General features: G+C 73.3%; 13 protein-coding genes. 6 read left to right on the top strand and 7 right to left on the bottom strand.

The window, feature by feature from the left end; translation table 11 throughout:
- Window positions 1–20: 20 nt before the first annotated feature.
- On the bottom strand, window positions 21–1,343 hold the full coding sequence (locus ACGFWE_RS32645; RefSeq protein WP_393603601.1) for a hypothetical protein: 1,323 nt from the start codon (window positions 1,341–1,343) through the stop codon (window positions 21–23).
- A gap of 114 nt (window positions 1,344–1,457) precedes the next feature.
- Between ACGFWE_RS32645 and ACGFWE_RS32640 the strand changes: the two genes are divergently transcribed.
- A complete protein-coding gene (locus tag ACGFWE_RS32640) occupies window positions 1,458–2,684 on the top strand; it encodes a molybdopterin-dependent oxidoreductase (RefSeq protein ID WP_393603600.1) in 1,227 nt (408 codons plus the stop codon).
- Between the two features lie 292 nt (window positions 2,685–2,976).
- On the opposite strand, the gene ACGFWE_RS32635 is transcribed toward ACGFWE_RS32640, so the two are convergent.
- From ACGFWE_RS32635 to ACGFWE_RS32625, 3 genes are read right to left on the bottom strand one after another with little or no spacing between them, the layout of a single operon-like run.
- On the bottom strand, window positions 2,977–3,879 hold the full coding sequence (locus ACGFWE_RS32635) for a class I SAM-dependent methyltransferase (protein ID WP_393603598.1): 903 nt from the start codon (window positions 3,877–3,879) through the stop codon (window positions 2,977–2,979).
- A complete protein-coding gene (locus tag ACGFWE_RS32630; protein ID WP_393603597.1) occupies window positions 3,876–4,484 on the bottom strand; it encodes a DUF2064 domain-containing protein in 609 nt (202 codons plus the stop codon). The genes ACGFWE_RS32635 and ACGFWE_RS32630 overlap by 4 nt, the downstream gene beginning before the upstream one ends.
- Window positions 4,481–5,191 carry a glycosyltransferase family 2 protein gene (locus tag ACGFWE_RS32625; RefSeq protein WP_393603596.1) on the bottom strand — a complete coding sequence of 237 codons (711 nt, stop codon included), beginning with the start codon at window positions 5,189–5,191 and terminating at the stop codon, window positions 4,481–4,483. Before ACGFWE_RS32625 ends, ACGFWE_RS32630 begins: the two co-directional genes overlap by 4 nt.
- Window positions 5,192–5,294: 103 nt before the next feature.
- Here ACGFWE_RS32625 and ACGFWE_RS32620 point away from each other — a divergent pair, with 103 nt between their 5' ends.
- Together ACGFWE_RS32620 and ACGFWE_RS32615 are read left to right on the top strand one after the other, a co-directional pair.
- Complete coding sequence (locus ACGFWE_RS32620; protein ID WP_393603594.1) at window positions 5,295–6,008, top strand: response regulator transcription factor; 714 nt, start codon at window positions 5,295–5,297, stop codon at window positions 6,006–6,008.
- A 3-nt stretch (window positions 6,009–6,011) separates the two neighbouring features.
- The gene (locus ACGFWE_RS32615) at window positions 6,012–7,124 is read left to right on the top strand and encodes a sensor histidine kinase (protein ID WP_393603592.1); all 1,113 of its coding nucleotides are present in this window, start codon (window positions 6,012–6,014) and stop codon (window positions 7,122–7,124) included.
- 62 nt (window positions 7,125–7,186) lie between these two features.
- Here the strand turns inward: ACGFWE_RS32615 and ACGFWE_RS32610 are convergent, their stop codons facing one another.
- The 3 genes from ACGFWE_RS32610 to ACGFWE_RS32600 form a co-directional block, all read right to left on the bottom strand.
- Complete coding sequence (locus ACGFWE_RS32610) at window positions 7,187–8,188, bottom strand: NAD-dependent epimerase/dehydratase family protein (protein WP_352381974.1); 1,002 nt, start codon at window positions 8,186–8,188, stop codon at window positions 7,187–7,189.
- A 70-nt stretch (window positions 8,189–8,258) separates the two neighbouring features.
- On the bottom strand, window positions 8,259–9,674 hold the full coding sequence (locus ACGFWE_RS32605; RefSeq protein WP_393603896.1) for a sensor histidine kinase: 1,416 nt from the start codon (window positions 9,672–9,674) through the stop codon (window positions 8,259–8,261).
- A 38-nt stretch (window positions 9,675–9,712) separates the two neighbouring features.
- The gene (locus tag ACGFWE_RS32600) at window positions 9,713–10,387 is read right to left on the bottom strand and encodes a response regulator transcription factor (RefSeq protein WP_352382547.1); all 675 of its coding nucleotides are present in this window, start codon (window positions 10,385–10,387) and stop codon (window positions 9,713–9,715) included.
- Between the two features lie 177 nt (window positions 10,388–10,564).
- Between ACGFWE_RS32600 and ACGFWE_RS32595 the strand changes: the two genes are divergently transcribed.
- The 3 genes from ACGFWE_RS32595 to ACGFWE_RS32585 are packed head-to-tail and all read left to right on the top strand — an operon-like array spanning window position 10,565 to window position 13,356.
- A complete protein-coding gene (locus ACGFWE_RS32595; RefSeq protein WP_352381970.1) occupies window positions 10,565–11,905 on the top strand; it encodes a ferredoxin reductase family protein in 1,341 nt (446 codons plus the stop codon).
- Window positions 11,906–11,915: 10 nt separating this feature from the next.
- Complete coding sequence (locus ACGFWE_RS32590) at window positions 11,916–12,620, top strand: FMN-binding protein (protein WP_393603590.1); 705 nt, start codon at window positions 11,916–11,918, stop codon at window positions 12,618–12,620.
- Window positions 12,621–12,630: 10 nt separating this feature from the next.
- Window positions 12,631–13,356 carry an FAD:protein FMN transferase gene (locus ACGFWE_RS32585; protein ID WP_393603588.1) on the top strand — a complete coding sequence of 242 codons (726 nt, stop codon included), beginning with the start codon at window positions 12,631–12,633 and terminating at the stop codon, window positions 13,354–13,356.
- The last annotated feature ends 33 nt before the right edge of the window (window positions 13,357–13,389 follow it).

Below are 13,389 nucleotides of genomic sequence, written 5' to 3'. Positions count from 1 at the left end.
GCCGCCGCCGGCGTGACGGCTCACCACCCCGTGAGCAGCAGATGGTTCAGGAGCAGTGCGAGCACCGCCTGCCCGACGAGCCAGCCCCGCACCCCCGTCAGAAACGCACACGCCGGCAACAGCCACACCGCGAACGGCAACCAGATCCGCTCGGTCTCCGCCTTGCTCATCCCGGACAGATCCGCGATGAGCAGGGCCAGAGCGGCGGCGAGCACCAACACCGCCAAGGGGTGCGGGGAACTGCGCGACCAGCCCCCACCCGGCCGCAGCCGAACGGCGGCCCGCCGCACCCCCGCCACCGTCGCCGGCCCCACGATCAGCACCGTGCACGCGAGGTTCGCCCACACCCAGTACCCGTACGGCCGCACCCCGCCCGCCCCCTGGTAGTAGCGGGTCACGAGGATCCGGTACCCCTCCCACCACTCGAACCCCAGCGCGGTGAAGACGACCGGCACGACCACGAAGCCGGCCAGGGCGAACCACACGGGCCGACGGGAGGACCCCAGCCACACCACCGCCCCAGCGACGACGACCATCAGCGTCAGGCCGTACGACAGATACACGGTCAACCCGAACAACAACCCCGAGCACAAGCCGTTCAGCCCCGGCCGAACCCCCCGCACCGCGAGGGCGAGCAGGGCCACCGCCCACGCGGCCACCGCCGCGAAGTACCCGTCGGCCGACGTGCCGACCCAGACCGCGGCCGGGGCCAGGACCAGGAAAGGGGCGGCGCGGCGGGCGAGCGACTCGTCGGCGAGGGCGCGTACGGCGACCAGGACCGCGACCGCCGCGGTCGTGCCGACGGTGATGCACCAGGTCCCCGCCCAGCCCCCGCCGCCCAGCCCGACCCGGTCCAGCAGGACGAAGGTGAGGGTGGCGCCCGGCGGATGCCCGGCGACATGGGCGCCCCAGTTGTCCGGCGAGCCGATCAGGATGTGCCGGGTGAAGTCCCGCAGGGCCACCGGGATGTCGTGGAAGCGACCGACGGCCCGGAGGTACTCGTTCTTGGTGGTGAGCTGCTCGGCGACCCCCCGCTGCCAGCCGTCCACGAGGGCCAGGGACCACGTCCAGGCCATGCCCGCACCCCAGACGGCGAGCAGCAGCGGGCGCCAGGGGAGCCGGGCGGCGAGCGAGGGGCCGTACGCCACCACGGCGGCCGCGACGACCACTGCGGCAGGCGTGCCCGGGCCGACGTGCGGGTCCCAACTCGCCAGCAGGGGCGGCCAGCCGACGCGCAACGAGCCGTTCCGGTGCTGGATCGCCGTGCCGACCAGTACGGCGGTCAGCACGAGGAGCGCGGCGCACACGGCCGCGTACAGATCACGAACAAGGTCCCGGTTCACGCGGACGACGCTAGGCCGCACGCTCACCCGTGTGGGGCTGACATGCGGCGACGTCAGAGTTTCGTCATGGTTCGCGGACCCGTTCCCGGGGTGGCGCGGGCCTACCGTCGGGGCATGGCACGGTCTCCCTTCACCCCCTCCTTCTGGCGCAGCCCGCTGCGCGGCCCCTGGCTCACCTCCGTCCTCGGGGTGGTGCTGCTCGGCGGCATCACGCTGCTGTTCGTGACGGGACTGCTGTCGTACGCCGCCTACAACCCCGATCTGTCGCCGGTGAACGACAAGACCCCGGACAAGGGGATCCTCGGCTTCTACCTCTTCTCCTGGCCCACCGACCCGCACTGGCTGTACCGGCTGACCCAGGGTGTCCACGTCACCCTCGGCCTCACCCTGATCCCCGTCCTGCTGGCCAAGCTGTGGTCGGTGGCGCCGAAGCTGTTCACGCTGCCGCCCGCGCGCTCGCTCGCGCACGCGCTGGAACGGCTCTCGCTGCTGCTCCTGGTCGGCGGTGCGCTCTTCGAGTTCGTGACCGGGGTGCTCAACGTCCAGCTGGACTACGTCTTCCCGGGCTCCTTCTACCCGCTGCACTTCTACGGGGCGTGGGTGTTCTTCACCGCGTTCGTCGCCCACGCCGTGCTGAAGATGCCGCTCGCCCTGCGCAACCTGCGTCACCTCAAGGAAGAACGCACCGAGCTGGTGTCACCGAACCCCGCCGAGCCGACCGTGTCGCGGCGCGGGGCGCTCTGGTTCGTCGGAGGCGGTTCGCTGCTGCTGTTCCTCACCACGGCCGGGCGCAGCTTCGACGGCGCCCTGCGCGAGACCGCCCTCCTCACCCCGCATGGCGGCGCCGAGCCGGCCTCCGGGCCCGGCGGCTTCCAGATCAACAAGACCGCCGCGTACGCGGGGATCGACCCGGCGGAGACCGGTGAGGAGGCCTGGCGGCTGGTCGTCACGGGACGCGACGGCCGCACTGTTCGCCTCAGCCGTGCCGAACTCCTCCAACTTCCCTCGCACAGCGCTTCGTTGCCCATCGCCTGTGTGGAGGGTTGGTCGACCTCCGACCAGGAGTGGCGCGGGGTGCGGCTGCGGGACCTCGCGGCGCTCGTCGGGTACGGGGACGCCGCGCCGGACGTCTTCGTGGAGTCCCTGCAACGGCACGGCGCCTTCCGGCGGGCGGCCCTGCGCGCCAACCAGGTCGCCGACCCGCGGTCCCTGCTCGCCCTGTTCGTCAACGGCGAGGAGCTGACCCCCGATCACGGCCACCCGGCCCGGATCATCGTGCCCGCGGCGCCCGGTGTGCTGAACACCAAGTGGGTGGCGCGGCTGACCTTCGGAGACCTGTGATGCGGATCCCTCTCGGCAGCCCCCTCCAACTCCTCCTGCTCATCTGCTCGTTCGCCCTCGCGGGGTACGCGGGGGTGCGGCTGCTGGCAGGGGACCTCTTCGGGATCGCGCTGTGGTTCGTCGGGGCGGCCGTCCTGCACGACCTGGTGCTGCTGCCGCTGTACGCGGCGGCGGACCGGGCGCTGGTGAGGGCGGCGGGGCGGCACGTCCTGTACGTGCGGGTCCCCGCCGCCTTCTCCCTGCTGCTCCTGCTCGTGTGGTTCCCGCTGATCAGCGGGCAGGTCGCGGACCGTTACGCGTCGGCGAGCGGCTTGTCCCCGGACGGCTTCGCGGCCCGCTGGCTGCTGATCACGGCGGTGCTCTTCGGCGGTTCGGCGGCAGTCCTGGTCGTACGGCAGGGCAGGGCGAGGGTCCTTCGGCGGCGCAGGGCGACGAAGGAACGGCCGCCCGCCGTCCACTGATCCACCGGCGCCCAGCCGGTGCGGGCCGCGTGCCGCAGCAGGGCGGGGGTGCCGAGCCGGGCCCACGGGAACGGGTTGCCGACGGCACCGCGGGCGTCGGTGACATGCACCTGGACGCGCTCGTCGAGGTCCGGGCCGGTGACCGTCTCGGCGATCAACAGGCCGCCCGGCGTGAGCAGTTGGGCGGTTCGTTCGAGCAGGGCCCGCGGGTCGCCGCCGATGCCGACGTTGCCGTCGATCAGCAGCGCGGTGCCCCAGCGGCCCTCGCCGGGCAGGGACTCGAAGACGGACCGCCGCAGGGCCTGTCCGCCGAGCGCGACGGTCCGCGCGACCGCCGCCTCGCTCACGTCGATGCCGAGCACCCGCCGGCCACGGGCCCCGAGTGCGGCGACGAGCCGCCCCGGACCGCACCCGACGTCCAGCACCGCACCCTCGCAGCGCCGCAGCACCTCCAGGTCCGCGGCGTCCGCGGCGGCGCACCAGCGCTCCAGTTCGAGCGGGAGCAGCCAGCCGTCGGAGCGACGCAGGAAGAGGGGCCCGCGGCCGGTGCGCAGGGCCCGGGCATAGGGGTCGGCGGACCAGGTGCCGTCGTCATGGGTGCCGTCCGTCGCGAGCGGCCCCGGGTCACCGGCGCCGGGTCCACCCGGCCCTGCACCCCGCTCGCCGTCCCGCGGCCCCGCGAGTGCCGTGTCCGCGGTGGGCCGTGTCGCGACGCCGACCCGCGGCCCCCTCACCGCGACACCCCCGCGAGCCGGGCGAGCTCCGCCGCGAACCGTCCGTCCGGGGCCGCTCGCGCGACCAGTTCCGCGTCGTACGCCGTGTCCACGTCCCGCAGCGGCGGCAGCTCCCGTACCCGCAGTCCGGTCAGCCGGGCGCGCTGGGCCGCGCCGGTGTGCGGTGTCGACATCGGGACCCCACGCAGCCGGGCCGGGTCCGGTTCCGCCAGACCCAGCGCCCAGAAACCGCCGTCCTCGGCCGGCCCGAAGTAGGCCTCGCAGCCGGTGAAGTCCACCGTGAGCAGCTCCGGGGTCACCTGGGGCGTGTCCATGCCGATGAGCAGGGCCGGTCCCTCGCAGCCCGCGAAGGCCGCGGCCAGCCGTTCGTCGAGGCCGCCCGCGCACTGCCGTACGACCTCGAAACCCGGCGGCAGCCAGGGGCCCGGCGTGCCCTCCAGGACCAGGACCCGGCGCCGGGCCGGGGTGCGGGCCACGACGTCGAGGGTGTCCGCGAGGGACGCCTCGGCCAGCGCGGCCGCCTCCTCGGGCGTGAACGGCGGGGTGAGCCGGGTCTTGACCCGCCCCGGCCGCGGCTCCTTGGCGATGACGAGCAGCGTGGTCACGCGTGCACCCCCTGCTCCGACTCGGACAGGACCTGGCTCATGTCCCGCACCGCCTGCCACGTTCCCCGCCAGGTGCCCGTCACCTTGGAGGTGCCGGTGCGCGGCCGGTACGGCACGTCGTGCTCGGCGATCCGCCAGCCCGCGTCGGCCGCCCGCACCACCATCTGCAGGGGGTAGCCGCTGCGCCGGTCCGTCAGGCCGAGGGCGATCAGCGGCTCGCGCCGGGCGGCGCGCAGCGGCCCGAGGTCGTGCAGCCGCAGACCGGTGCGGCGGCGCAGCAGCCGGGCGAGCGCGAGGTTGCCCGCCCGGGCGTGCGGCGGCCAGGCACCGCGGGCCTGCGGGCGGCGCCGGCCGAGTACCAGGTCCGCCTCGCCGGCCAGCACCTCGGCCACGAACGGCACCAGGTCCGAAGGGTCGAGGGAAGCGTCGCAGTCGCAGAAGCACACGATGTCGGCCGTGGCCGCGGTCAGCCCCGCATGGCAGGCGGCGCCGAAACCGCGCCGCTCCTCGCGGACCACGGTCGCGCCGAGAGCGTGGGCGATGCGGGCCGAGCCGTCCGTGGAGCCGTTGTCCACGACGAGCGCGCGCCAGCCGGGCGGGATGCGTTCCAGCACCCACGGCAGGGCCCCAGCCTCGTCCAGACAGGGCAGCACGACGTCCACGGACGCCGCCGGTTCGTTCACTGAAGGGGTCGTCACGCCTCTCACCCTACGAACGCGAAACGGGCGAATCGGACTCCGGCTCCTTACGAAACAAGGACGTCGGCGGCCGTCCGCGGCGCATTCGCGCGCGCGGTGCGAGGCTGGCGGCATGGAGCAGCAGCAGTACGCACAGACCCGGCCCCGGGTCCTCGTCGTCGACGACGACCCCACCGTCGCCGAGGTGGTCGCCGGCTACCTGGACCGGGCCGGCTACCTCGTGGACCGGGCCGCCGACGGCCCGGACGCCCTCGCCCGCGCCGCCGCGCACCGCCCGGACCTCGTCGTCCTCGACCTGATGCTGCCCGGCATGGACGGCCTGGAGGTGTGCCGCCGGATGCGGGGGAGCGGGCCCGTCCCGGTCATCATGCTCACCGCCCGCGGCGACGAGGACGACCGCATCCTGGGCCTGGAGGTCGGCGCCGACGACTACGTCACCAAGCCCTTCAGCCCCCGCGAACTCGTCCTGCGCGTCGAGTCCGTGCTGCGCCGCTCGCGGCCCGCCCGGCAGACCGGCCACCTGGGCGCCGCCGGACTCTCGATGGACCCCGCGGCCCGCCGCGCCCTCAAGGACGGCACCGAACTCGCCCTCACCATCCGGGAGTTCGACCTCCTCGCGTTCTTCCTTCGACACCCCGGCCGGGTCTTCAGCCGCGAGGACCTGATGCGCGAGGTGTGGGGCTGGGACTTCGGCGACCTGTCGACCGTCACCGTCCATGTGCGCCGGCTCAGGGGAAAGGTCGAGGACGACCCGGCCAGACCCCGCCTGATCCAGACCGTGTGGGGCGTCGGCTACCGCTTCGACGGCTCACCCGCGGAGGTGTGACCCGTGAACGACATGCTCCTCATCGCCCTCTACGCCTTCCTCGGCGCCGTCGCCGCCGGACTCCTCGGCGCCTGGGTGCTCGTGCTGGTCCGGCGCCGTTCGCTCTCCCTGCACCTCGCCGTGGTCGCCGCGGTCGGTGTCACCGCGATGCTCGCCGGGACCCTCGCGGTCGCCCAGGCCATGTTCCTGTCCGGGCACGACCTGCGGGTCGTCACGACCGTCGTCCTGATGGCCGCCGTGGTCTCGCTGGCCACCGCCCTGCTGCTCGGCCGCTGGGTCACCGGCCGCAGCCGGGCCCTCGCGCTCGCCGCCCGCTCCTTCGGCGACGGCGGCGACTTCACCTCGCCCGGCGGCCCCACGACCGCCGAACTCACCGAGCTCAGCCGGGAGCTGGAGGCCACCAGCGCCAAACTCGCCGAGTCCCGGGAGCGGGAACGCGCCCTGGAGTCCTCCCGGCGCGAACTCGTCGCCTGGATCTCCCACGACCTGCGCACCCCGCTCGCCGGGCTGCGCGCGATGTCCGAGGCCCTGGAGGACGGCGTCGCCGCCGACCCGGCCCGCTACCTGCGGCAGATCCGCACCGAGGTCGAACGTCTCAACGACATGGTCGGCGACCTCTTCGAACTCTCCCGCATCCACGCGGGGGCATTGGCGCTGACCCCGAGCCGGATCTCCCTGTACGACCTCGTCTCGGACGCCCTCGCGGGCGCCGACCCCCTGGCGCGCGAACACGGCGTACGGCTGGTCGGTGACCGGGTGGCGGCCGTGCCGGTCGAGGTGGACGGCAAGGAGATGAGCCGCGTGCTGGGCAACCTCCTCGTCAACGCCATCCGCCGCACGCCCGCCGACGGGACGGTCGCGGTGGCCGCCGAGCACCGCGCCGAGGGTGTCGTCGTGTCCGTCACGGACGGCTGCGGCGGCATCCCCGAGGAGGACCTGCCCCGCGTCTTCGACACCGGCTGGCGCGGCACCCACGCCCGAACTCCGCCTGCCGGGGCGGGACTCGGCCTCGCGATCGTCCGGGGCATCGTGGAGGCCCACGCGGGCCGGGCCACCGTACGCAACGTGCCGGGCGGCTGCCGCTTCGAAGTGCTGCTGCCGTCGGCCGCCACCTGAAAAGAGGTGGTGCCGCCCGTGGCCGCTTTCTTTCACGGGCGGCACCACCGGTCCACCGCGGGCTACGCGCCCCGCATCCCGGCGCCCGCGAACTCCCGCATTCCCTCGGCGAATCCGACCTCCGCCTTCCACCCCAGCTCGGCCCGCAGCCGCGCCGAGTCCGCCGTGATGTGCCGTACGTCCCCGAGGCGGTACTCGCCGGTGACCACGGGCTCGGGACCGCCGTACGCCTCGGCCAGCGCGCGGGCCATCTCGCCCACCGTGTGCGGCTCGCCGCTTCCGGTGTTGTACGACGTGAGCGCGCCGCCCCTCGAACTCGCCTCCAGCGCCGCCACGTTGGCCGCGGCCACATCCCGTACGTGGACGAAGTCCCGGCGCTGGCCGCCGTCCTCGAAGACGCGTGGGGCCTCCCCGCGGGCGAGCGCGGAGCGGAAGAAGGAGGCGACGCCGGCGTACGGGGTGTCGCGGGGCATGCCAGGGCCGTACACGTTGTGGTAGCGCAGCGCCACCGCCGAACCGCCCGTGGCCCGCGCCCAGGACGCGGCCAGATGCTCCTGGGTGAGCTTGGTCGTCGCGTACACGTTCCGCGGATCGACCGGGGCGTCCTCGCCGACCAGACCGGGGGAGAGGTCCGCGCCGCACCGCGGGCACGGCGGCTCGAAGCGCCCCGCGTCCAGGTCGGCGACGGCGCGCGGGCCCGGCCGTACGGTCCCGTGCCGGGCGCAGGTGTAGCGGCCCTCGCCGTACACGACCATCGACCCGGCCAGCACCAGCCGCCGTACCCCCGCTTCGGCCATCGCGGCGAGCAGGACCGCCGTGCCGAGGTCGTTGTGGGAGACGTACTCGGGGGCGTCGGCGAAGTCCACGCCGAGGCCGACCATGGCCGCCTGGTGGCACACCGCGTCCACTCCGCCCAGGGCGTCGCGGACGGCATCGGGGTCCCGTACGTCGGACGCCGGATCGGCCCGGACGTCGTACAGGAGGGGCTCGTGGCCGTGTGCCGCGAGCGCTTCGACGATGTGGGATCCGATGAAACCGGCACCGCCGGTGACCAGTACGCGCATGCCCTCAACCTAGGGCCGTGAGCTGCCCGGACCGCCGGACCCGGGCCGCCACGTCACGGCTTCGTAAGACTCACGACCGGGTGAGGCTCAGCGGCAGCGACACCGTGAACACCGTCGAGCCGGGCTCGCTGCTCAGCTCGATCGTGCCGCCGTGCGCACGGACCAGGGAGTTCGCCACCGCGAGGCCGAGGCCGCTGCCGCCCCGGTCCCGGCTGCGGGCCTTGTCGACGCGGTAGAAACGGTCGAAGACCCGCTCCTGGTCGGCGGCCGGAATGCCCGGCCCGGCGTCCGCGATCCGCACCTGGGCGTGCCCGTCGCGCACCCGCACCCCGACCGACACCTTTGTGCCCGCCGGGGTGTGCACGGCCGCGTTGGTGAGGAGGTTGTCGAGGACCTGGCGCACGCGCTGCGGGTCGAGCCGCAGCTTCAGGGCCTGGGGGCCCGGCGTCACCGTCAGCGGATGGTCCGGGTGGCTCGCGCGCAGGGCGTCGGCCGCGTGCTCCACCAGCTCCACCAGATCCGTCTCGACGGGCCGGAGCGGGGTCTCCACCTCCGCCGCGTCCAGACGGGCGAGCAGCAGCAGGTCGTCCAGGAGGAAGCCCATGCGGGCGGCCTCGGCACGCAGCCGGGCCAGGTGCCTGTCACGCTCCTCGGGGGCGTTGGCGGCGGCGTACTGGAAGAGGTCCGCATAGCCCCGTACGGACATCAACGGCGTGCGCAGCTCGTGCGAGGCGTCCGCGACGAACCGGCGCAGCCGCTGCTCGGCCTCCGCACGGACCGCGAGGGAGTCGTCGATGTGCTCCAGCATCGTGTTGAACGCCGTCCGCAGCTCCTCGACCTCCGGACCGCCGCCCCGCTTGTCGGCACGCAGCGGTAGCCGGGCCGCCGACTCGGTCAGGTCGTGCAGGGCGATGCCGTGCGCGGTGTGCGCCATGTCGCTCAGCGGTTTCAGGCCCCGGCGCAGCAGCTTGCGGCCGACCACCACGAGAGCCAGCAGCGCGAGACCGAAGGCGACGACCTGGACCGTGATCAGCCGCCGTACCGTGGCGTCGATGTCGTCCATGGGAGCCGCGCTGACCAGGACCACACCGGGCTCGACCTCGCAGGCGCGCAGCCGGTACTCGCCCTGACCCTTCAGGTGCTCGGTGGCCAGGACCTCGGTGTGCGCGACGGTCTGCGTCTTCGCGACGGCGGTGAACTCCTCGACGTCCTCCGGCAGGTCGGAGGGGTCCTCGGGTGTGCGCAGCCGCGGGGTGCCGTCCTTGACGTCGTACACCGCGTAGTACCAGCTCCAGTACTTCTTGCCCGTGAGCGTGCCGGACTCCGCGATGCTCTTCGACTGGGCGACCTGGGCGAGCGACAGCTGCTCGTTGAGCTGGGCCGACAGATAGTCCCGCATGTACGTGGTCAGCGCGGTGCCCACCACGGCGAACACCACCAGGGCCACCGCTCCGAGCCCCAGCGCGAGGCGGGTGCCGAGCCGCATCCTCCGGTACGCCGACCGCAGCCGGCCGAGGAAGGACCTCACTCGGCGGCCTGCCGGATGACGTACCCGAAGCCCCGCACGGTGTGGATCAGCGGCACCCTGCCGTCGTCGGGCTCGTCCAGCTTGCGGCGCAGTCGGCTGACGACCAGCTCGACGACGTTGGAGCGGCCGCCGAAGCCGTACTCCCACACGTGGTCGAGGATCTGCGCCTTGGTGAGCACGGTCGGCGACTTGCGCATCAGGTACCTGAGGACCTCGTACTCGGTCGGCGTGAGCGTGAGCAGCTTGTCGCCCCGGCGCACCTCGCGGGTGTCCTCGTCCATGGTGAGGTCCGCGACCGCGAGCACCGAGCGCTGGAAGCCGGGCCCGGAGCTGCGCCGCAGCACGGTCCGCAGCCGGGCCATCAGCTCCTCCACCGCGAACGGCTTGACCAGGTAGTCGTCCCCGCCCCGGGTCAGCCCGGCCACCCGGTCGGCGACCGTGTCGCGCGCCGTGAGGAACACCACGGGCACCATCGTCCCCGAGCGCCGTAGCCGGTCCAGGACGCCGAAGCCGTCGATGTCGGGCAGCATGAGGTCGAGCACCACGATGTCGGGACGGAACTCCGCGGCGCGGCTGAGCGCCTCCTCGCCGGAGTTCGCGGTGACCGCCTCCCAGCCCTCGTAGCGGGCGACCGTCGCCACGAGATCGGCGATCGGCGGGTCGTCGTCCACGACGAGGAGTCGTACTTTTTCCACCCGCTCATAGTGCTTCACGGCGACCGGAAAGCCAGAGCCGGAGGGGGCCCGTAAGCAGATCGATAACCTCTTGAAAGTTGTACGACAGCTGATCGACAGCTCCCACCGGAGAAGCTCGATAATCCAGAGGCCCCGATCAAGGAGCTACGACCCGTGACCACCGTCCAATCGCCCCCCGCGCCCCCCACGGCGATCAAACGCCCCAGGGTGGTGGCCCGCACCGGGCTCTACGCCGTGCTGGCCGCCAACGCGGCGGTGGTCGCCTGGTTCTTCGCCCAGGCCGGCTTCGCCTCCAACGCGCTCATCGTGCTCGGCCGCCTCACCGGCCTGTACGCCGCGCTCATCATGGCCTTCCAGCTGGTCCTGGTGGCCCGGCTGCCCTGGCTCGACCGCCGCATCGGCATGGACCGGCTGACCTCCTGGCACCGCTGGACCGGCTTCGGCATCCTGTGGACCCTCCTCGCGCACGTCACCTTCATCAGCTTCGGCTACGCGGAGGGCACCGACGTGGGCCCGATCGGCGAGATCGTCGACCTCGCCGAGACCACCGAGGGCGTCCTGCGCGCGATCGTCGCGTTCTGCCTGATCATCCTGGTCGGCGCGGTCTCCGCCCGGTACGCCCGGCGCCGTCTCGCCTACGAGACCTGGCACTTCATCCACCTGTACACGTACGTCGCCGTGGTGCTGGCCTTCACCCACCAGGTCGCCGTCGGCACCACCTTCACCTCCTCGTCCGTCGCCACCGGGTACTGGTACGGCGTCTGGGGCGTCGCGCTCGGCTCGGTCGTCCTGGGCCGCGCGGTGCTCCCGCTGTGGCGCAACTGGCGCCACCAGTTCCGGGTGACGGCCGTCGTGCCCGAGAGCGACAACGTCGTCTCGATCTACATCAGCGGCAAGGACCTCGACCAACTCCCCGCCCGCGCCGGACAGTTCTTCCTGTGGCGCTTCCTGACCGCCGACCGCTGGTGGCAGGCCAACCCCTTCTCCCTCTCCGCCGCCCCCGACGGCAGGACACTGCGCCTGACCGCCAAGGCGGCCGGCGAGGGCAGCGCCGCCCTCAGGCACCTCAAGGTCGGCACCCGCGTCTTCGCCGAGGGCCCCTACGGCGCCTTCACCGCCTTGCACCGCACCCGCCCCGAGTCCGTGCTCATCGCCGGCGGCGTCGGCGTCACCCCGATCCGGGCCCTCCTGGAGGAGGTGCAGGGCCACGCCGTCGTCATCTACCGCGTCGGCTCCGACCGGGACGCCGTCCTCTACGACGAGCTGCGCGACCTCGCGCTCGCCAAGGGCGCCGAACTCCACCTGGTCACCGGCCCGCCGGTGCCCGACAAGCTCGCGGCCGGTGAGCTGGCGCGGCTCGTGCCCGACATCGCCGAGCGGGACGTCTTCCTGTGCGGACCGCCCCCGATGATGACCGCGGTCCTGGGCAGCCTGCGCGAGCTGGACGTGCCCAAACCGCAGATCCACTTCGAGCGCTTCAGCCTGGCGGGATGAGGAACAGACCGTGAAACGAGCCATACCTGTCGTCGTCCTGAGCATCGCCGGCCTGGTCCCCGTCTGGCTGTACCAGCCGTCGTCCGGCACCTCCACCGCCCAGGCCACCACGCCCGCGCCCTCGACGTCCTCCTCCGGGACATCCGGAACCTCCGGCACGAACGTGGTCACGACCACCACGATCGACACGGAGAAGGGGCCCGTACAGCTCCAGGTGACCTTCGACGGTACGAAGATCACCGCGGTGAAGATGCTCCAGCAGCCCGACCACCCGCAGACCACGGCCGCCGTGCCGAAGCTGGTCGCGGAGACGCTCCAGGCGCAGAGCGCGGACATCGACACCGTCTCCGGCGCGACGATCACCAGCGACGCCTACAAGGAGTCCCTCCAGGCCGCGATCGACGACAACGCGAAGGCGGCGTCGGCCTCTCCCCCGGCGTCCGCTTCCGAGGCGTCCTCCCGGACCGTCGACGGTTCGGCCCTCAGCACGGAGAAGGGCCCCGTGCAGGTCCAGGTGACCTTCGACGGTACGAAGATCACCGCGGTGAAGCTGCTCCAGCAGCCGAACCACCCGCAGACGACGGCCGCCGTGCCGGTGCTGGTGGCGGAGACTCTCGAGGCGCAGAGCGCGGACATCGACACGGTGTCCGGCGCGACCATCACCAGCGAGGCCTACAAGGAGTCCCTGCAGGCCGCGATCGACGCGAGGGGCTGAGGCACCGACCATGCTGCACCGCGTCGAACACGTCATGGGCTTCCCGGTCTCCCTCCGGGTCGACGACGAGCACGTCCCCGAGTCCGCCGCCGACGCGGTCTTCGCGTGGCTGCGCGAGGTCGACGCCCGGTTCAGCCCGTTCAAGGAGGACAGCGAGGTCTCGCGGTACGACCGCGGCGAACTGTCCGAGGACGCGCTGAGCGCGGAGCTGCGCGAGATCCTCGACCTGTGCGAGCACTACCGGGTCGCCACCGGCGGCGCCTTCGACGTACGGCTGCCCGGTCGCCGGCTCGACCCCTGCGCGGTGGTCAAGGGCTGGTCGGTGCAGCGGGCGGCGGAGCTGCTGACAGCGGCCGGCGCGACGCGGTTCGTCCTCAACGCCGGCGGTGACGTGGTCACCGCCGGCGGCCCCTGGCGGGTGGGCGTACGGCACCCCGAACACGCCGACAAGCTGTGCACGGTCCTGGAGCTCACCGACGGCGCGGTGGCCACCTCCGCCCGCTACGAACGCGGCGACCACATCCTCGACGCCCGCACCGGCCGCCCGGCGACGGGCCTGCTCAGCCTGACGGTCGTGGCCCCGACGCTCACGGAGGCCGACTCGGTCGCCACGGCGGCCTTCGCCCTGGGCCCGGGGGGCGTCGACTGGGCTGCCTCCCTGGACGGCTGCGAGGTGTTCGCGGTGGACGCGGAGCGACGGGTGCTGCGTACGCCCGGTTTCCCGGCCGTTCCCTGACAGCACCCGCCCTCCGTGTGACCGTGTAGCGCG

It is taken from the genome of Streptomyces sp. NPDC048523 (assembly GCF_043199815.1).
Classification (GTDB): Bacteria; Actinomycetota; Actinomycetes; order Streptomycetales; family Streptomycetaceae; genus Streptomyces.
Note: the sequence above shows the minus strand (reverse complement) of the source record. Positions and strands in the feature narration are given on the sequence as shown.

Coding starts and splice junctions, on each gene's coding strand:
- ACGFWE_RS32610 (WP_352381974.1), bottom strand. CDS start 8,188: ATGCGCGTACTGGTCACCGGCGGTGCCGGTTTCATCGGATCCCACATC.
- ACGFWE_RS32605 (WP_393603896.1), bottom strand. CDS start 9,674: ATGCGGCTCGGCACCCGCCTCGCGCTGGGGCTCGGAGCGGTGGCCCTG.
- ACGFWE_RS32585 (WP_393603588.1), top strand. CDS start 12,631: ATGCTGCACCGCGTCGAACACGTCATGGGCTTCCCGGTCTCCCTCCGG.
- ACGFWE_RS32640 (WP_393603600.1), top strand. CDS start 1,458: ATGGCACGGTCTCCCTTCACCCCCTCCTTCTGGCGCAGCCCGCTGCGC.
- ACGFWE_RS32620 (WP_393603594.1), top strand. CDS start 5,295: ATGGAGCAGCAGCAGTACGCACAGACCCGGCCCCGGGTCCTCGTCGTC.